Below are 17,982 nucleotides of genomic sequence, written 5' to 3'. Positions count from 1 at the left end.
TTAGATGTCTTGGGATCCCGTATGGGAAGAAGTTTTTCGACAACAGGCTTGGGGAAAGTATCCGGGCGAAGACCTCATTAGGTTTATCGCTCGTAATTTTTATAATGCTGAATCAAGACAAGATGTAAAAATTCTTGAGGTAGGTTGTGGACCAGGAGCTAATCTATGGTACATGGCAAAAGAAGGTTTTACAATTTATGGCGTAGATGGTTCGGAAACGGCAATAAAACAAGCGAAGTTACGTTTAGATTCGGAGTGCCCTGGATGGACAGGAGAATTAATAGTTGGAGATATCAGTAATCTCCCCTTTCCAGATGAAACGTTTGATGCAGTGATTGATAGTGAAGCATTGTCTTGCAATTTGTTTGACAACTCAGCACTGATTTACACGGAAATGGCTCGTGTCACGAAGCAGAACGGAAAATTTTTCTCCCGCACATTTGCAAAAGGAAGCTGGGGAGACGAGACGGGCGAGAAAGTAGGTTATAATACGTTTCTTGTAAGTGAAGGTCCTTTATTGGGAAAAGGGTATGCACGTTTCACTCATTATGATGATATCCAAAAACTTATTCAACATTTCACCTTACTAGAAATACAATTGCTCAGCAGAGAATATTTAAAGGAAAATAAGAAAGTGAAAGAATGGGTCATTGTTGGAGAGAAGTAAACACTACCATAATTAGATTTGGAGGTATTACAAAATGGCATGGGATCCAGTATGGGAAGAAGTTTTTCAAAAGCAAGCATGGGGAAAGTATCCAGGAGAGGATCTAATTCGCTTTGTTGCTCGTAATTTTTACAGTGTAGAGTCTCGGAAAGACATAAAAATCTTAGAAGTAGGATGTGGACCAGGAGCTAATCTATGGTACATGGCAAATGAGGGATTCGAAGTATATGGGATAGATGGTTCTAGCACAGCTATTGAACAGGCTCGGGCACGCTTAGATTCCGAATGTCCAAATTGGAGTGGGCAGCTTTTAGTCGGCGATATCAGTGTATTACCGTTTCCAGATGAGTTTTTCGATGCAGTTATTGATAATGGTGCGGTTACTTGCAATTCGTATGAAAATTCCATTTCAATATATAGTGAGATGGCTCGAGTTGCAAAAAAGCAAGGAAAGTTATTTTCACGTACACTGGCTAAAGGCAGTTGGGGAGATGAGACTGGAGAGCAAATTGGCTATAATGCTTACATTGTAGATGAGGGGCCGTTGCTAGGGAAGGGATACATACGATTTACAAAATATGAAGATATCGAGACTCTAATGAGGGATTTTTCGATTCAAGAGGTACAATTGCTCAATAGAGAATTCCTGGACGTAAGAAAGGCAGTAAAAGAATGGGTCATTGTTGGAGAGAAAAAGTAAGCTCCTTGGTGAAAGGTGTGAAGCAGCTATGAAGGATTGGACTAGTATATTAGCTAAGCCTACGACCCCTATTCTAGAAGTATTAGAGATAATTGATGCTGGAGCGAGACAGTTAGCCTTAATTGTTGATGAAAATCATAAATTGCTTGGAACAGTAACTGATGGTGATATTCGACGGGGATTGTTAAAAGGTAGACAGTTACATGATCCAGTGTCGACAATTATGAATGCGTACCCAACAGTAGCATCTCCGTATGACTCGCGAGAGAATATTTTTGCACTAATGAAAATTAAACAATTGCATCAGATACCTGTCGTCGACGAAGATGGACGTGTAATCAGTGTAGAAATATTAAATCAGTTGATTGACCCAATTAAAAAAGATAATTGGGTCATTCTGATGGCTGGAGGATTAGGTACTCGCTTGCAGCCGCTGACCTTTGATTGTCCAAAGCCTCTCCTAAACGTTGGGAATAAGCCAATTCTGGAAACTATTTTGCTTAGCTTTATCGAACAAGGGTTTCATCGCTTTTATATTTCAGTAAACTATAAAGCCGAGATGATCAAAAACCATTTTGGGGACGGTAGTCGCTGGAATGTAGAAATAAAGTATTTACAAGAAGAGCAGTCTCTTGGGACAGCAGGAGCTTTGAGTCTTATTCCTGAAAAGCCTATATTGCCTTTCTTTGTAATGAATGGGGATCTCTTAACGAAAGTAAACTTCAGTCACCTGTTGGATTTTCATACTTCACATCGGGCAAAGGGAACCATGTGCATTAGGGAGTATGAGCATCAGATTCCTTATGGAGTTGTGAAGTTGGCAAAACATCAATTGCTAGAAATAGAAGAGAAGCCGATTCAACGTTTCTTTGTAAACGCAGGAATCTATACTTTGGATCCAAGTGTGCTTGATCTGATCCCGAAAAATACGTTTTACGATATGACTAGTCTTTTTGGTGTTCTAGGTGAACAGGAAGGTCAGACAATTGCCTTTCCGATACGTGAATACTGGATGGATATTGGACGGTTGGCTGATTTTGAAAGAGCAAATGTTGAGTTTGCGGAGGTATTTGGATGATTCAAGGGAAATCTGTTTTAGCAATTATTCCTGCTAGAGGTGGATCAAAAGGAATACCACGAAAAAATATTAGAGAAGTTGGCGGGAAGCCATTATTGTCATGGACTATTGATGAGGCTAAAAAATCAGATTTTATTGATCGCTTAATTGTATCAACAGATGATGAAGAGATTGCTGATGTGGCGCGTCATAATGGGGTAGAAGTTCCGTTTTTGCGTCCCGAAAACTTAGCTATGGATGACACTCCCGGTATTGCACCGGTTTTGCATGCACTGGAGGTACTTCCGGGGTATGACTATGTTGTGCTCCTACAACCAACTTCACCACTAAGACAAGTGGAAGATATTGACGGGTGTATTGAGAAGTGTGTAATTGAGCAAGCGAAAGCATGTGTCTCAGTTACATTGGCAGAGAAAACACCTTACTGGATGTATCATTTATCGGAGCATGGTCTCCTTAAATCAGTAATTAATATAGAGAAGCAATTTTTTAGAAGGCAGGACATACCGCCGGTTTTTTCTTTGAATGGAGCAGTGTACATGGCAGATAGCAATTGGCTGCAAAAAACTCAGTCTTTTTTGGAGCAGGAAACAGTAGGATATGTAATGCCTAAGGAGCGCTCTATTGATATTGACAATGAAATGGACATAGTCTTTTTCGAAGCATTAATAAGTCAAATGAAAAATAGACTTGAAAGATAAGTAAATCCTCGCCCTCATTTTTCCGATAAAGGTATTAAAGGAAGAATGGAGAATGGGGGAGGAAAAATGGATATTAGCGGAAAAGGTATAGCGGGGAACGGTATATCCAGCTATGCAGATAAGGCGCTAAAAGTATACGGGAGTAATCAGGTAAAAGAAGACGGTGATGGACAAACAGGGCCTAACGGGCAAATATTAACTTCAAAAGAATTAGTACGGGAAGTAGACAATCTAAATAAGTTTATGCAATCAAGCACTACTCATATCAAATTTACCCTTCATGAAAAGCTTAATGAATACTACGTCCAGGTAGTAAACGACCAAACTAACGAAGTAATTCGGGAAATTCCCTCCAAGAAAGTCATGGATATGGTTGCAAAAATGCATGAGATGATTGGTTTGCTGGTGGATGAAAAAAGATAAGGAGGGATAATCATGGGAATTCGCATCAGTGGTATGGCTTCAGGTATGGATACAGAAAAAATGATTAAAGACTTGATGAAAGCACAAAGAGAGCCAGTAAATCGCCTCCAACGAAGCAAGTATTCAGTAGAATGGAAACGCGATGCATATCGTGAAATGAATAGCTTACTTGTAGATTTACAAAACTCTATGAAAAACCTGCGCTTATCTAGTAGCTTCAATAAAAAGACAGCTACTTCGGAAAACGAGAGTATTGTTTCAGCAAAAGTTGTTGGAAAACCAAATTTGTCTTCATACACTGTTGAGGTTATTAGTCTAGCAAAAGCGGGCTCTCCTCCAAGTGCAGAATTTAATACTGGGATTACAGACATAAAAAGTCCCATTGGCGGTTCGGATTTTACGATAACGATTGGCAAGGACTCCAATGGTGATGGAACAATAGATAGTGGTGACGCGGCTATTCCAATCCCATTGTCCGCTACTGATACTATGGAAGGTGTAATAAATAAGATCAATAACGCAAAGGCTGGTGTAAAGGCTAGCTTTTTTAACAATAAATTAGTGCTGACTTCTGAAGATGGAAAGCAATTTGAGGTTAAGGCATCAGGTAGTAATAACCTTAATATGGGAAGCGTTAATCAATCAACCGCAGGTAATACAGGGACTCCGGCTACTTTTAAAATTAATGGAGTAGAGTATTCTTCTGCAACGAATTCAATATCGTTCGATGGAATTGATATTACCTTAAAACAGTCTAATAGTGGGGCACCTGTAGTTATTAGTACCAAAACGGACGAAGATGCTGTTTTTGAGATGATTAAAGGTTTTGTAGACAAATATAATGCTGTCATAGAAACGATTAATAAGAAAATTTCCGAACCCAAGTATAAAGGATATCAACCTTTGCTGGACGAGGAGAAAGAAGCATTACCTGAGAAAACAGTCGAAAAAATGGAAAACATGGCACGTAGTGGGCTGCTTTTACGTGACCCTATTTTGACAAGTGGTTTAAATGAACTTCGACGAGCTATTAGTACACCTTTAAAAGGAGCTAGTGTCAATACTTCTTTTGATACTCTCTCTGAGATAGGTATTGGCGGTGCGCCAAGTGGAAAATATGCCTATCAGGAGAATGGGAAACTTTATATTAACGAGTCTAAGTTACGAGAATCCATCAGAAATAACGGTGAGGATGTTCTTAAGTTATTTACAAACTATAGTGATGAAACTGTAGATTTGAAGAAGAAATATAATGAATCAGGGGTAGCAGAGCGGTTATTCGGTCAATTGAAAAACGTTATGGATAAAATAACCGCAGAGGCTGGATCGGCTGGTAGTATATATGACGACAGCAGCTTGAGTAAGAAAATAAAGCAGACCGATGAAGAAATAGATCGGTGGGAAGACCGCTTAAAATTAATTGAAGACCGCTACTGGAAGCAATTCACCGCGATGGAACAGGCAATGTCCAAAGCCCAGTCTCAAGGCTCATGGTTTGCACAAATGTTAGGGCAACAATGATAGGGGAGTGATGCAGATGTTACAAAATGCTGCTCAGACATACCAATCCAATCAGGTAACGACCGCTACTCCTGCTGATTTAACCTTAATGCTTTACAATGGCGCACTCAAATTCATTAAACAGGCTAAGCTAGCGCTAGAAGAGAAAGACATCATAAAAGCACACGAAGCTTCATTGAAAATACAGGACATTCTATACGAGCTTATGTCCACCTTGAATAGCGACTATGAAATATCTAAAGAATTTTCCAGACTTTACGAGTATATGCTTCAGCGTACAATTGAAGCAAACATGAGCAAAGATTTGGATATTCTTCTAGAAGTCGAAGATCTGTTTATTCAATTCCGGGACACTTGGAAAGAGGCCATGGTACTGGCTAAAAGACAAGGTTAAGGAGCTCAAAATGGAAAAGACAGTAGATGATCTCTTAGAAGGTCTATTAAATGCAACACTAAGATTGGAAGAAGTAGTAAGTCTAAAGGAATCGGAACCAGAAGAGTGGTTGTCTTTGTTGGATAAGCGAGAAAGCTTGATTTCGCAAATGCAAAAGCACGAGGCAGCAAATGAATCCCTGTCATTTTCTCAGAAGCAACAATTAGAGCAGATATATGAGATTAACCAGCGGCTTACTCCATTAATGGATGCTCGTAAACAAGGCGTACAACAACAGTTAAACAACCTCCACCGCAGCAAGCTCGCCATGAATTCTTACAACGAGGCAGGTCCAAACGGTTACGGGGCTTTTTTCGATCGAAAAAAATAAAAAAAGGCCGGGTAATGGTCATAACCCCGTCAAGTAGACAACAATGAAAAGTCTGTTTATGCAGCGACTGCTTTCCGGTATTCAATCGGAGAGCGGTCGCTAAATTTTTTCTGAAAACGATCATAGTTGTAATAGGAAATGTACTCAGCGATAGCTTGCAGAAGTTCTTCTTGACTTGTCGGTGGGTGCAGATAGATTTTTTCCGTTTTTAGATGGGAAAAGAACGACTCGATGCAGGCATTATCTAAGCAGTTTCCTCTTCTAGAATGGCTGCCTAACAGACCATACTGCTCGAGTTTCTGATTGTATACTTTTCCGGTATATTGGAAGCCCTGATCGGAGTGCAGAATCGTTCCTTTAAGCTTAGTTAAGGGAAGTTGTTCTAAAGTTTGCATAACCAACGCCAGATCATTGCGGTGTGAGATCTGCCAGGCTACAATCTCATTGTTAAACAAATCCTGAACAGCAGAAAGATAATAATATTTCTCGCCTACAGACAGATAAGTAATGTCTGTTACTAACTTTGTTTTAGGGGTGTCAGCATGGAAATCACGTTCTAAACGATTTGGCTGGACAACCGATGCCTGCTTGCCAAAGAACCGCCTTTTTTTACGGATCAATGAGCGTATGTTTAGTTCTTTCATCAATCGGTAAACCCGTTTATGGTTTACATGCATGCCTTCTTTACGAAGAGCAGTTGTCATACGCAGATAGCCATAATAAGGATGAAGCCGATGGATGGCCATCATGTGTTCTTTCACGTGTTGTTCTGACTCGGTGCGTTTTTGTGAATTCGCCCGAGATATACGCCACTTATAGTATCCCGCACGGGATACCTGTGCTAGTTGTAACAGCCAAGAAAGTGGATGAATGGAGCGAAGCTCATCTATGATGGAAAAACGTGCTGCTTTCAGTGTCACTCCCCGTGTAGATTTGGATACCGCTTTTTTAGATAATCGTTCTCCGCTTTGATGTAAGCTAATTCTTCCTCGATGCTCGAAAATTTAGTTTTTGTTCTTCCTTTTCGCCAAGCTGTCTTTCCTCGTTGGTCCTCTTTCAACTCTCCTCGTTCTTTCTGTTGATGCTTCTTTATCCATTCCTGAACTTGAGTTTTGCTACGTACTCCTAACTGTGCTGCAATCCGATACGGGCTCCATCCGTCCTCCACGTACAATTTAACTGCTTCAGCTTTAAATTCATCCGTATACCTTTTATTGCTACGTCTTGCTTCAGGCACGAAAAATCCCCTCCGGTCAACAATGGTAAGCCTATCTTATCAGACAGACTTTTTTCATTGTCAACCACGAGGGGATAATACCAGTAACCGGCCTTTTTCTTTTCCGAATCTTATACGCGAATATCGATGGCTTTCCCAAGAGTAGGATGACTTGCCTGAGCCACTTGAACGTTGTTCTGGGTCTGGGCCAATCCCTCCAGCATGATAGAAGCTTGTGCTTGCATCGTCTCTTGTACTTGATTGGTTACACTAATGCTAACTGCTTGTTGCAGTTGGATAGCATTCACAGATGGTCACCTCTTTTCAAAAATTTCCTTACCTTTTAATTATCGACATTTTTTAACGTTACTTTCATTACAATCATTTGTCTGTCTTTTGAGCATTCTCTATCTGCTATAATTTAAAGTGATCTGTTTTAAAACTAGGAAGGTGACACCATTGTCCACAAAACGCCGCTCACTCGTCTTGATCGGAGCCGTCCTCCTCATTTTCATACACGCGGTTTACTTGAACGGCAACCTCGGTGATTTGCTGAACGTGACAGCGATTGAACTGGTCGCGCTCTCCGTGGTTGTGTCGTACGCGATCAAGCGCAAGCATCTTGATGTAAAAAAAATCGTCCGCCTTTTGATTCACGGAAGGGACAGCAACGTAGAGGAAACGATCAAGCGCTTCTACTATTACGCGCTCGTTCAAAAAGAACAGGGATATATCGCGCTCGAACGCGAGCTGCACCAGGAGAAAGATTCGTTCGTGCAGCGCGGCAGCCTGCTGGCGGTAGAGGGTGTGCCAGAAGAAGAGCTGCGAATGATTCTGGAAAACGAGCTGAAGGGCGAGCAGTATCGCTATCAGCAGGCAGCGGGCTTTTTCCGGCTGATCAGTTTGCTGGCGCCAGGGATGGGGCTGGTAGGGACGCTGCTCGGGATGACAGGGGTATTGAAGTCGCTCGAAGACATGGCGCTCACTGGGCACAGTCTGAGCGCAGCGGTGGTCGCCACGCTCTATGGCGCGCTCCTTGCGAATTTGTTCGCTCTGCCGTGTTACTACCGGATGATGGACTTGTATGACCGGGAAATGTTTGAAAAACGGCTCTACATCGAAGGCTGTGTTGGATTGCAGCGGATGGAGACGCCGCGCCTGTTGTTTGAGAAGCTCAATTCGTTTTTGCCTGGCGACCAGAAGCTGGTGCTCGTCAAGGAGCCTGGCAGCATGAAGGGCACGATTGAAAGGCAGGATCGCTATGCATGACGATCGGTTGTACGACGAGAAGGAGCTGGAGAAAAGCTGGCTGATCAGCTACAGTGACTTGATTACGCTGTTGTTTGTCATCGTGATCATCATCGCGGCGACGCAGTTAACCAGGATTCAGACCGAGCGCGAGGCTGCCAAAAAGGAGCAGGTGGAGCACGAGGCCAATCTCAAGCAGGTGCATCAAAGCCTTGATCTGTTGAATTTGCAAAAGCTCGAGCTGGAGCGCGAGATTCATCAGCTGGAGGGGCAAAAGAAGGTGCTCACAGGCACGATTGACGAGAAAGGCTCGCAGGAGCAAGAAATGGCGAACTTGCCTAAGCCGCCTGTTGGCATGCCAGACTCGGGTGAACGCGATATGGAGACGGTGCACAACCAGCTCTCCTCTGCTCTGGCGGAACTGAATCTGGACTATGAGGAGACCGAAGAGGGATTGCGTATCCGGCTTCCGGAGAAAATTTTGTTCGGCAGCGGCTCTGCTGATCTTCAGGAGCAGGGGAAAGAGGTCGTAGGCACCGTAGCCCAGGTGTTGCAGCGCTATGAGCACAAAGTGCGGATTGAGGGCTACACGGACGATGTGCCGATCTCGCGCAGTTCATTCAAATCTAACTGGGAGCTGTCCTCTGCCCGCGCCATTGCAGTAATGCGGGAAATGGTTGATGCATATTCCTTGCCGGCATCGCGCTTTACGGTCGCGGGATTGGGAGAATACAAGCCGCTCGTGGATAATTCCAACGATGAGAACCGCGCGCGCAACCGGCGAGTGGAGATTATTATTTTGGCGGAAAAAGAATAATTCGTATTTTTCTGATAAATTAATGTTTTTAGGCAGGATTTTTATATACAGGATAGAAGTATATCCGGTGTATACGAATCCTGTTTTTTCTTGTGAAAAACGTCTCGGCGGTTTTCATGAAAGCGGATATGTCGCTTTGCGGCCAACAAAACGGTCTTGACCATTTGTTGCCAGCTCCGGTTCTATCTCTCCTATCGCTTCCGTAACCATAGTACCAGGGCCGCAGAACAAGCAGGAAAATAGTTATACCCAGCTTGTGCACAACGCTATGTGGATAATGTGGATAACTTTGTGGAGAACGCAAAAAACACACGATTTCCATGTGGACAGTGCTGGGGAAAAGTATGCTATACAGAGAGAAACAAGGGGGATTTCGAATGGGTTTCGGGAAAAAGTGGTTCAAGTCTCTTGTGCTGGTAGCAGGTGTGGGGCTTTTGGTCTCTGCCTGTGGTTCGGGAGGCCAGCAGTCTTCGGGAAGCGGTACGAGCGGTGGCGGTTCCCAGGACAAAGTATACGTGGTCGGAACGGATGCGGCTTACCCGCCATTCCAAATGCTTGAGGCTGACAAGATCAGCGGGCATGACATCGATGTGATGAATGCGATTGCGGAAGCGGGAGGATTCAAGATCGAGTGGAAAAACACAGGCTGGGACCCGCTGTTTGACGGCCTGGACAAAGGCACGGTGGACATCGGGATATCGTCCATCACGATCACGGACAAGCGCAAGGAGAAATACGACTTCTCGGATTCGTACTTCGAGGCGAATCAATTGATTTTGGTCGCAGAAGACTCCCCTGTCAGCAAGCTGGCTGATCTGAAAGGCAAAAAGATCGGGGTACAAGCTGCCACTACAGGGGAAGAGGTGGTCAAAAAGGCGTTTGGCGATACGTATGAAGGCTTGAAAGGCTATGACGACATGCCTTCGTCTGTGGACGACTTCTTCAATGGCCGTGTCGATGCAGTTGTAGGTGATAATGGCGTACTGCAATATTACGTAAATAAAATCAAAGACAAGAAATTCAAACTGATCAAGGACGACTCTTTTGAAAAAGAATTTTACGGCATCATGGTCAAAAAAGGAAACACAGACGCTCTGAACAAAATCAACGACGGATTGAAGAAAATCAAGGAAAATGGCAAGCTCCAAGAAATTTATACCCAGTATTTCGGCAGCAAGTAGTCAGCGACAACAAGCCGGGTGCGCCGCGAGGACGCGCCCGGTGTTTGTGAACTCCAGTGCTGACACACAGGAAGGGAGGACTTGCCATTGGACTGGAGCGTCATCTATGAGTACAGGGAACTGTTTATCCGCGGCATTATCAATACGATTTTACTGACGGCAGTAGCTACCGTTTGCGGGACTTTCCTCGGGCTGTTTATCAGCTTGGGTAAAATGTCGGCCAACCGCTTTTGGCGGTGGACATGCTCTATTTATGTAGAGTTGTTTCGGGGAACGCCGATGCTGGTGCAAATTTTGCTAATCCACTTCGCCGTCATTCCGTCGATATGGGCGGTGTTTTTTCCGGGAGAGAACAGTCCTGAAGCGATTTATTCCGGTTTTGTAGCGTTGTCGCTCAATGCTGCTGCGTACATCGCCGAGATTTTTCGGGCGGGGATTCAATCGATCGATCCAGGGCAGATGGAAGCGGCGCGCTCGCTGGGGATGACAAAGGGGCTGGCGATGCGCCTGATTGTATTGCCACAGGCGTTTACCCGCATGCTGCCGGCGATCGGGAACGAATTTATTGCCCTTTTGAAGGATTCGTCCCTCTGTGCGGTAATTGCGACCCCAGAGTTGAACTACGCCGCCATGAACGTGGCGAAGAGCACATTTGAGCGTTACCCTCCTTACTTGACGGAGGCAGCCGTCTATCTGGTGCTAACACTGTTTTTGTCACGGGTCGTCGTGCGCGGCCTGGAGAAAAAATATTCTACGAGATAGAAGAATGCGTTTCCTCGAATTGGGGAGACTATGGTTGTACACAAAGGATTTTTATCCAAATTTTTACAAAAGAAAGGGTTGTGCTGTTTCATGCAAGGCAAAGTTAAATGGTTTAACGCAGAAAAAGGATTCGGTTTTATCGAGCGGGAAAATGGCGATGATGTATTCGTCCACTTCTCGGCCATTCAAACGGATGGATTTCGCACACTGGAAGAAGGACAAGCTGTGGAATTTGATATCGTGGAGGGCGACCGCGGGCCACAGGCAGCGAACGTCGTCAAACTGTAAAACATATCGATGACAGCAAATCCCCCTGGCCGCGCTACCGGCTCAGGGGGATTTTTAGTAAGGCAGCTGTAGTTCAGCTGATCATTCTCGTAATGAATAGCTCCCGATAATCGCGCAAATCCACAAATTCGTCTCCTCTGCGAACGAGTGGACGCATGGGTTCATCCGTATGAATCATGATGATTTCGACGTGGTCGCCATTGTTGAGCAAAGCCTGGGAGCCGACATACAGCAAAATGATGTACTGGATAAAGCGGGAGACGATCAGCGGATTCAACTTGCCCTGGCATGCCAGTTCCCACAGGACGTTGGCAGCCTGAAAAGGAGAGGTGCCGCGACGATAGACGCGATCCGTACATATGGCATCAAAAACGTCTGCCACGCTGATGATCTGGCACTCAAAGGGGATGTCTTTCTTTTTGCGGCCGAGTGGATAGCCGCTGCCATCGAGACGCTCATGGTGCATCAAGGCGCATCTGGCAATCCATTCGTCAGCGTCTTCCATCGATAGGAGCAGCTCATTGCCGTAGATGGTGTGGCGTTTCATGATCTCATACTCTTCATCGGTCAAGCGGTCTGGCTTGGCTAAAATCTCATCCGGGATCATCATTTTCCCGACGTCGTGCAAAAGACCTGCTTGTCCCAGGCGATAGATTTCCTCCTGGGGTCGTCCTAAAATTTTTCCTATCAGGGCAGCCACGATTCCTACATGAAGAGAATGGCGGTACGTGTAGTCTTCCGTCCCTTCTTTGATGTAGATGAACCGAAGAAAGCCCATTTGCTGGAGAACCTGATCCAGCAGCGGATAAAACGTGCTGTTGAACTGCTGCAAGGGAGGAACAGAACCTGTAGCGATCTGTTTGAATAAATGCTCGGTTTGCTTGACTGCTGCAATGTACTCACGGGCAGCCTCTGCCTCGTTCCAATGCAGCATGGGCAACGGCACCTCAGGAGTTTCCTGTTCAGAAGCGACATGCACCGACTGGATTTGATGTGCTTCCAAAAGGCGAATGTCACTCATGTGAAGGACAGCTCCGGCGGGCAAAAGAAGCAGGCCGTACTCATTGTAGACGTCTTGCGCGAGCGTTGTGCCAATAATGGAATGAGAAGGTTTCACCTCTGCCATGAGGATTCCTCCAGTGCGATGACGACCGCGATATATAGGATAGAGTGATTACCCTTCTATTATAGCATAGGGCATCTAGTAAGTATTGGTAAAATTCTGTCGACTGTTGCCGGATTGTAAAATTTTCACTAAGATTTTTTTGAGATTGGAGCAGGATTATTTACAGGGGTGCCGAATACCTATATATAGACGGAAGGAGGTTGGAACCATGAAATTTAACATTCGTGGAGAAAACATTCAAGTCACCGCAGCACTGAGAGAGTATGTGGAAAAGAAAGTCGGCCGTCTCGAAAAATATTTCGAAACAACGCCTGCCGATGTACAAGTTACCATGCATGTACATCGCGGAGAAGGCACGATCGAGGTAACTATCCCGCTTGCCGGGGTCATTATCCGAGCAGAAGAAACACACGAGGATATGTATGCCGCTATTGATCTGGTGGCAGAAAAGCTCGAGCGTCAAGTTCGCAAGCACAAAACGAAATTGATGCGCAAGCTGCGAGTTGATTCCGCTGCGAAAGTAGGCCAGCGCGACAGTCAATCCGTAGCTGTGATAATACCAGATGTCGATGAGGAAGATGTTGATATCGATATTGTCAGAACAAAACGTTTCGACTTAAAACCGATGGATGCGCAGGAAGCCGTCATGCAGATGGATATGCTGGGACACAGCTTCTTCGTTTTCCAAAATAGCGACACCAACGATGTCAGCGTGGTGTACCGCCGCAACGACGGGCGCTATGGATTAATTGAACCGAAATAACGAAACTTTACACCTTGTTACTCGTATAAGACTAGGGAGTTGCTTTTGGCAACTCCCTTTACTTGTGTATATGAGCTTCTATTTGTTAAAATAGCTTTTTAGAAAGTCTTATTTTCGTAGAATCGATCTTATTTTATTTCAGGCTTAGGCCAAATCATACGATATGTTTGTTCGGAAGCATATGGAAGGGGTGTCCTCATGTTAGGACTCGTTAAAAAGATATTTGGCGACAGCAACGAACGTGAAGTAAAAAAAATGTTCAAGCGCGTGGAAGCAATCAATGCGCTGGAATCAACTGTATCTGCGCTTTCCGATGACCAGCTGCGGGAAAAAACAGCGGAATTTAAAGCGAGACTTGCTCAGGGAGAGCCGCTCGACAAAATTTTGAATGAAGCATTTGCTGTTGTCCGCGAAGCGTCCAAGCGGGTTTTGGGCATGCGTCACTTCGATGTTCAGCTGATTGGTGGTATGGTGCTGCAAGAAGGCCGTATCTCCGAGATGAAAACCGGTGAGGGGAAAACATTGGTTGCCACCCTGGCAACGTACCTCAATGCTTTGCTCGGCAAAGGCGTTCACGTCGTAACTGTGAACGAATACTTGGCAGAGCGCGACTCGCGGATCATGGGTCAGCTCTACAACTTCCTGGGGCTGACAGTCGGTCTGAACAAAAACGGACTGAGCCCGGAAGAAAAGCGGGAAGCTTACGCTTGTGATATTACGTACGGTACGAACAACGAGTTCGGTTTTGACTATTTGCGGGACAACATGGTTCTGTACAAAGAACAGATGGTGCAACGTCCGCTCTTTTTTGCCATCATTGACGAGGTGGACAGCATCCTGATCGACGAGGCGCGTACTCCGTTGATTATTTCCGGATCGGCCAACAAATCGACTGAGCTGTACTACATCTGCTCGCATTTTGTGAAGCGGCTGGAGCCGGAAAAAGACTTTACCATTGATGAAAAGCTGAAAATCGTCAACCTCACGGACGAAGGGGTAGGCAAGGTTGAGCAAGCTTTCAATATCGACAACCTGTACGACACGGCGCACATCACGTTGAACCACCATATTACCGCGGCGCTGAAAGCACAAGTGCTGTTCAAGCTTGACGTGGACTATGTGGTGCAGGAAGGCGAGGTTGTAATCGTCGACGAGTTCACAGGACGTCTGATGGTCGGCCGCCGCTACAGCGATGGCTTGCACCAGGCGATCGAAGCCAAGGAAGGGCTGCGCGTGCAAAGCGAGAGCATGACACTCGCGACGATTACGCTGCAAAACTACTTCCGTATGTACGAGAAGCTGGCAGGTATGACGGGTACGGCCAAAACCGAGGAAGAAGAGTTCAAAAAGATTTACGGCCTCGATGTCGTGGTCATTCCGACGAACAAGCCAGTCATTCGTCAAGACATGCCTGACCTGGTGTTCAAGACAGAAGCAGCCAAGTATCGTGCGGTTGTAAACGATATCGTCGAGCGTCATAAAAAAGGCCAGCCGATTCTCGTTGGTACGATTTCCATTGAGAACTCTGAGCGCCTGTCGCATATGTTGAAGCAAAAAGGCGTTCCGCACAGCGTATTGAATGCGAAGCACCATGAGCGCGAGGCGGAAATCGTCGCTCGTGCCGGTCAGTACGGGGCAGTGACGATTGCTACCAACATGGCCGGTCGCGGTACCGACATCCAGTTGGGTGAAGGCGTAGCGGACTTGGGCGGTCTGCACATCATCGGTACAGAGCGTCACGAGAGCCGCCGGATCGACAACCAGCTGCGCGGACGTGCCGGACGTCAAGGGGACCCAGGTTCTTCCCAGTTCTTCTTGTCGATGCAGGATGAGCTGATGCGTCGCTTTGGCGCGGACAACATCATGAACATGATGGATCGCTTGGGCATGGAAGAAGACATGCCGATCGAGAGCCGTCTGGTGACTCGCGCGGTTGAATCCGCCCAGAAACGTGTCGAAGGCTCCAACTTCGATGCACGTAAAGGCGTACTCCAGTACGACGACGTGATGAACCAGCAGCGTCTCGTTGTTTACAAGCAGCGCAAAGACATCCTGGAGCAAGCTAACTTGAGCGATGTCGCGTTGAATATGATCTACAGCGTGCTGGAGCGTGCCGTCGAACAGCATTGTCCAAAAGAAGAGGTTCCAGAGGATTGGGATCTGCAAGCATTGGCAGATGCGGCGAACAACGGCTTCCTGCACGAAGAGAACATTACCGTTTCCATGCTGAAAGGCAAAGAAGCAGAAGAAATTCTCGAGCTTTTGAAAGCCGAAGTCAACAAACAGTACAAAGAGCGCGAAGCTCAAATCGGCGAGATGATGCGCGAGTTCGAAAAAGTGGTCATTCTGCGCGCTGTCGACAGCAAGTGGATGGATCATATCGATGCGATGGATCAGCTGCGCCAAGGGATTCACCTGCGCGCCTATGCGCAAAACGATCCGTTGCGCGAATACCAGTTTGAAGGCTACGAGATGTATCAAGCCATGCTTGCTTCCGTACAGGAAGAGGTGGCAATGTACATCATGAAGGCTGAAGTGAGCCAAAACCTGGAGCGCCAGGACGTTATCCGCGGCCAAGGCATTGATCCAAGCCAGCTGCAAACTTCCGGCCCTTCGGAAAATCCGGAAGCGGAAGAGTCCAACGATGCGGACCCGAAAAACCGCGCACAGCGCCGTGCCCAGGAACAGGAACGCCGCCGTCAAAACAAAAAACAGTAGGTCAATCGAGCACTCCTCTTTGCAGCCGCATTTTGCTGCGAGAGGGGTGCTTTTTTCATTTCTTTGCTCAAAAGAAGTGGCATCTCGACACAATGAGAGCATGTAGTCGCCAAAAAGCTCGAACAAGCCGAATTTGCAAATTGTTTCCTGACGCATAGACACTATTCGTCCTGATCTTTTCCTCGCCGCCTGTTATGGTCGGTCTATTTGTCTAACACTGGTAAAAGTCATCGAACGATTCAGGTGGAAATGTTCGGAAAAATCAATAGAATCATAAGTACAACACTTTTACCAAATACACGGGGACGGGGGAATGGGACATGAAAGCGACAGTCAACGTGATGGGCATACAGACGAAAAACATGATGGAGAGAATCGGGGTTACACTCAAAGCGGTATTGAAAACAGCGGGAGAACATAAAAAAGTCAAATGGATCGCGAAGGAAGAGCGCGGGGAGGAGCCGGCCGTCTTTACCGCAGAAGACCCTGTCTTCTATGAAGAACGGCTGACAGCAGAGATCCCGGAGCCGAACTGGACGCAAGGAGTGCTCATTCCGCCAAAAGGCATGCTGGATCAACGCCAGCGAAGTCCGGTGGCTGCGGGGCAGAGAAAGCGCAGAGTAGAACGAAGCAAACAAATGATACGCAAACGAGCGGTACAGGTGCGCAAGGATCATCTCTCATTGGTGGTGGCGCCGCAGGCGGATAATAAACAACCACATGAAATCCGAGACTTGAGATCCTCGCCATCACCGCCGATGGCCACATAGCAGAGCACACGCCAGACAAAAGGCGAATCACACTTTTTACGCACGGCAGGTTGCCAGGTTTGCGGATCTAGCGAATTACGTTACAATAAACTTAGCTTACGTAAAGAGAAGGTGACTCGCAAAAATGGCATTGATCGATATTGCGGACATCAAACAAGAGATGTCCAGTATGGCTAAGCGTTTAGCGGATATCAGGGGGTCTCTTTGACCTCCCTGTAAAGGAAGAGCGGATCGGCGAATTGGAAGAGCGCATGCTTGCTCCAGACTTCTGGGACGACAACGAGGCTGCGCAAAAAACAATCAGCGAGCTGAACGCTATCAAAAGTCTTGTCGAGACGATGGGCAAGCTGGATTCCCAATACGAAGACCTCCAGTTGATGCTGGAACTCGTCATCGAAGAAGGCGAAACTTCCCTCATCCAGGATTTGTACGACAGTACCCAGGAGCTGAGAAAGTCGTTTGAAAGCTTTGAGCTGGAGCTGCTTTTAAGCGATCAATACGACAAAAACAACGCGATCCTGGAGCTGCATCCTGGTGCCGGGGGAACGGAGTCGCAAGATTGGGCATCCATGCTCTTGCGAATGTATACACGTTGGGGGGATGCCAAAGGCTTTAAGGTCGAGACACTCGACTATCTGCCAGGGGATGAAGCAGGTGTCAAAAGCGTTACCCTCCTGATCAAAGGGTACAACGCTTATGGATATTTGAAATCGGAAAAAGGCGTGCACCGTCTCGTGCGCATTTCCCCATTTGATGCCTCCGGGCGTCGCCATACATCATTTGTTTCCTGCAACGTTCTCCCGGAAATCGAGGACGACAATGCAGTCGACATCCGCACGGAAGACCTCAAGATCGACACCTATCGTTCCAGTGGTGCGGGTGGTCAGCACATCAACACGACTGACTCCGCTGTCCGGATTACCCACTTGCCGTCAGGCATTGTGGTTACGTGCCAAACCGAGCGCTCACAAATCAAAAACAGGGAGCGGGCGATGAAAATGCTGACGGCTCGCCTGTTTGAAAAAAAGAGGGAGGAGCAGGAAAAGACGCTGGCTGCGATTCAGGGCGAGCAGAAGGATATCGCCTGGGGAAGCCAGATTCGTTCCTACGTTTTCCATCCGTACAGCTTGGTAAAAGACCACCGGACGAACATGGAGGTAGGAAACGTTCAGGCTGTCATGGACGGCGAGATCGACGCTTTTATCGACGCGTATCTGCGCGCGCAGATCAATCGATAGA

General features: G+C 46.4%; 20 protein-coding genes. 17 read left to right on the top strand and 3 right to left on the bottom strand.

Annotated elements, in window-relative coordinates:
- Positions 1-4 precede the first annotated feature (4 nt).
- The 8 genes from HP435_RS26025 (at position 5) to HP435_RS25990 (ending at position 5,854) form a co-directional block, all read left to right on the top strand.
- Positions 5-667: a class I SAM-dependent methyltransferase gene (locus HP435_RS26025; RefSeq protein WP_173599000.1), complete on the top strand. Its 663-nt coding sequence runs from the start codon at positions 5-7 to the stop codon at positions 665-667.
- Positions 668-701: 34 nt separating this feature from the next.
- A complete protein-coding gene (locus HP435_RS26020) occupies positions 702-1,367 on the top strand; it encodes a class I SAM-dependent methyltransferase (RefSeq protein WP_173598999.1) in 666 nt (221 codons plus the stop codon).
- A 28-nt stretch (positions 1,368-1,395) separates the two neighbouring features.
- On the top strand, positions 1,396-2,445 hold the full coding sequence (locus HP435_RS26015; RefSeq protein ID WP_173598998.1) for a nucleotidyltransferase family protein: 1,050 nt from the start codon (positions 1,396-1,398) through the stop codon (positions 2,443-2,445).
- The gene (locus HP435_RS26010) at positions 2,442-3,146 is read left to right on the top strand and encodes an acylneuraminate cytidylyltransferase family protein (protein ID WP_173598997.1); all 705 of its coding nucleotides are present in this window, start codon (positions 2,442-2,444) and stop codon (positions 3,144-3,146) included. Before HP435_RS26015 ends, HP435_RS26010 begins: the two co-directional genes overlap by 4 nt.
- A 66-nt stretch (positions 3,147-3,212) precedes the next feature.
- Positions 3,213-3,569, top strand: a complete 357-nt coding sequence (gene flaG / locus HP435_RS26005) for a flagellar protein FlaG (RefSeq protein ID WP_173598996.1) — start codon at positions 3,213-3,215, stop codon at positions 3,567-3,569.
- Positions 3,570-3,581: 12 nt separating this feature from the next.
- Complete coding sequence (gene fliD / locus HP435_RS26000) at positions 3,582-5,090, top strand: flagellar filament capping protein FliD (protein ID WP_173598995.1); 1,509 nt, start codon at positions 3,582-3,584, stop codon at positions 5,088-5,090.
- Between the two features lie 16 nt (positions 5,091-5,106).
- The gene (fliS, locus tag HP435_RS25995; RefSeq protein ID WP_173598994.1) at positions 5,107-5,484 is read left to right on the top strand and encodes a flagellar export chaperone FliS; all 378 of its coding nucleotides are present in this window, start codon (positions 5,107-5,109) and stop codon (positions 5,482-5,484) included.
- Between the two features lie 10 nt (positions 5,485-5,494).
- A complete protein-coding gene (locus HP435_RS25990) occupies positions 5,495-5,854 on the top strand; it encodes a flagellar protein FliT (RefSeq protein ID WP_173598993.1) in 360 nt (119 codons plus the stop codon).
- Positions 5,855-5,910: 56 nt separating this feature from the next.
- On the opposite strand, the gene HP435_RS25985 is transcribed toward HP435_RS25990, so the two are convergent.
- Both HP435_RS25985 and HP435_RS25980 read right to left on the bottom strand, forming a co-directional pair.
- Positions 5,911-7,091 (bottom strand): IS3 family transposase gene (locus tag HP435_RS25985; protein ID WP_173600263.1). Its coding sequence is split into 2 segments (ribosomal slippage): positions 5,911-6,794 and positions 6,794-7,091, totalling 1,182 coding nucleotides; the frame shifts between segments, so codons are not numbered across the junction.
- A gap of 110 nt (positions 7,092-7,201) precedes the next feature.
- Positions 7,202-7,378, bottom strand: coding sequence for a putative motility protein (locus HP435_RS25980; RefSeq protein ID WP_173599936.1), 177 nt, complete (start codon positions 7,376-7,378; stop codon positions 7,202-7,204).
- A gap of 151 nt (positions 7,379-7,529) precedes the next feature.
- Between HP435_RS25980 and HP435_RS25975 the strand changes: the two genes are divergently transcribed.
- The 5 genes from HP435_RS25975 to HP435_RS25955 all read left to right on the top strand — a co-directional run bounded on the left by HP435_RS25975 (position 7,530) and on the right by HP435_RS25955 (position 11,366).
- Positions 7,530-8,339 (top strand): motility protein A, encoded by an 810-nt coding sequence (locus HP435_RS25975; protein ID WP_122966083.1) that lies wholly within the window; start codon positions 7,530-7,532, stop codon positions 8,337-8,339.
- On the top strand, positions 8,332-9,135 hold the full coding sequence (locus tag HP435_RS25970) for an OmpA family protein (protein WP_173599937.1): 804 nt from the start codon (positions 8,332-8,334) through the stop codon (positions 9,133-9,135). Before HP435_RS25975 ends, HP435_RS25970 begins: the two co-directional genes overlap by 8 nt.
- Before the next feature lie 377 nt (positions 9,136-9,512).
- A complete protein-coding gene (locus HP435_RS25965) occupies positions 9,513-10,316 on the top strand; it encodes a basic amino acid ABC transporter substrate-binding protein (RefSeq protein ID WP_063229276.1) in 804 nt (267 codons plus the stop codon).
- 87 nt (positions 10,317-10,403) lie between these two features.
- Positions 10,404-11,078, top strand: coding sequence for an amino acid ABC transporter permease (locus tag HP435_RS25960; RefSeq protein ID WP_173596424.1), 675 nt, complete (start codon positions 10,404-10,406; stop codon positions 11,076-11,078).
- 90 nt (positions 11,079-11,168) lie between these two features.
- Complete coding sequence (locus HP435_RS25955; RefSeq protein ID WP_063229318.1) at positions 11,169-11,366, top strand: cold shock domain-containing protein; 198 nt, start codon at positions 11,169-11,171, stop codon at positions 11,364-11,366.
- Positions 11,367-11,439: 73 nt separating this feature from the next.
- Here HP435_RS25955 and HP435_RS25950 read toward each other — a convergent pair whose 3' ends face one another.
- Positions 11,440-12,492 (bottom strand): HD-GYP domain-containing protein, encoded by a 1,053-nt coding sequence (locus tag HP435_RS25950; protein ID WP_173596425.1) that lies wholly within the window; start codon positions 12,490-12,492, stop codon positions 11,440-11,442.
- A 208-nt stretch (positions 12,493-12,700) separates the two neighbouring features.
- Between HP435_RS25950 and hpf the strand changes: the two genes are divergently transcribed.
- The 4 genes from hpf (at position 12,701) to prfB (ending at position 17,981) form a co-directional block, all read left to right on the top strand.
- A complete protein-coding gene (gene hpf, locus HP435_RS25945) occupies positions 12,701-13,255 on the top strand; it encodes a ribosome hibernation-promoting factor, HPF/YfiA family (protein ID WP_122966087.1) in 555 nt (184 codons plus the stop codon).
- Between the two features lie 198 nt (positions 13,256-13,453).
- On the top strand, positions 13,454-15,973 hold the full coding sequence (secA, locus tag HP435_RS25940) for a preprotein translocase subunit SecA (protein ID WP_122966088.1): 2,520 nt from the start codon (positions 13,454-13,456) through the stop codon (positions 15,971-15,973).
- 320 nt (positions 15,974-16,293) lie between these two features.
- Entirely contained in the window at positions 16,294-16,743 is a 450-nt protein-coding gene (locus HP435_RS25935; protein WP_063229281.1) for a hypothetical protein, read from the top strand.
- Between the two features lie 124 nt (positions 16,744-16,867).
- Positions 16,868-17,981 (top strand): peptide chain release factor 2 gene (prfB, locus tag HP435_RS25930; protein ID WP_122966089.1). Its coding sequence is split into 2 segments (ribosomal slippage): positions 16,868-16,948 and positions 16,950-17,981, totalling 1,113 coding nucleotides; the frame shifts between segments, so codons are not numbered across the junction.
- Position 17,982: the final 1 nt, after the last annotated feature.

The organism is Brevibacillus sp. HD3.3A (genome assembly GCF_013284375.2).
GTDB classification, from domain to species: domain Bacteria; phylum Bacillota; class Bacilli; order Brevibacillales; family Brevibacillaceae; genus Brevibacillus; species Brevibacillus parabrevis.
Note: the sequence above shows the minus strand (reverse complement) of the source record. Positions and strands in the feature narration are given on the sequence as shown.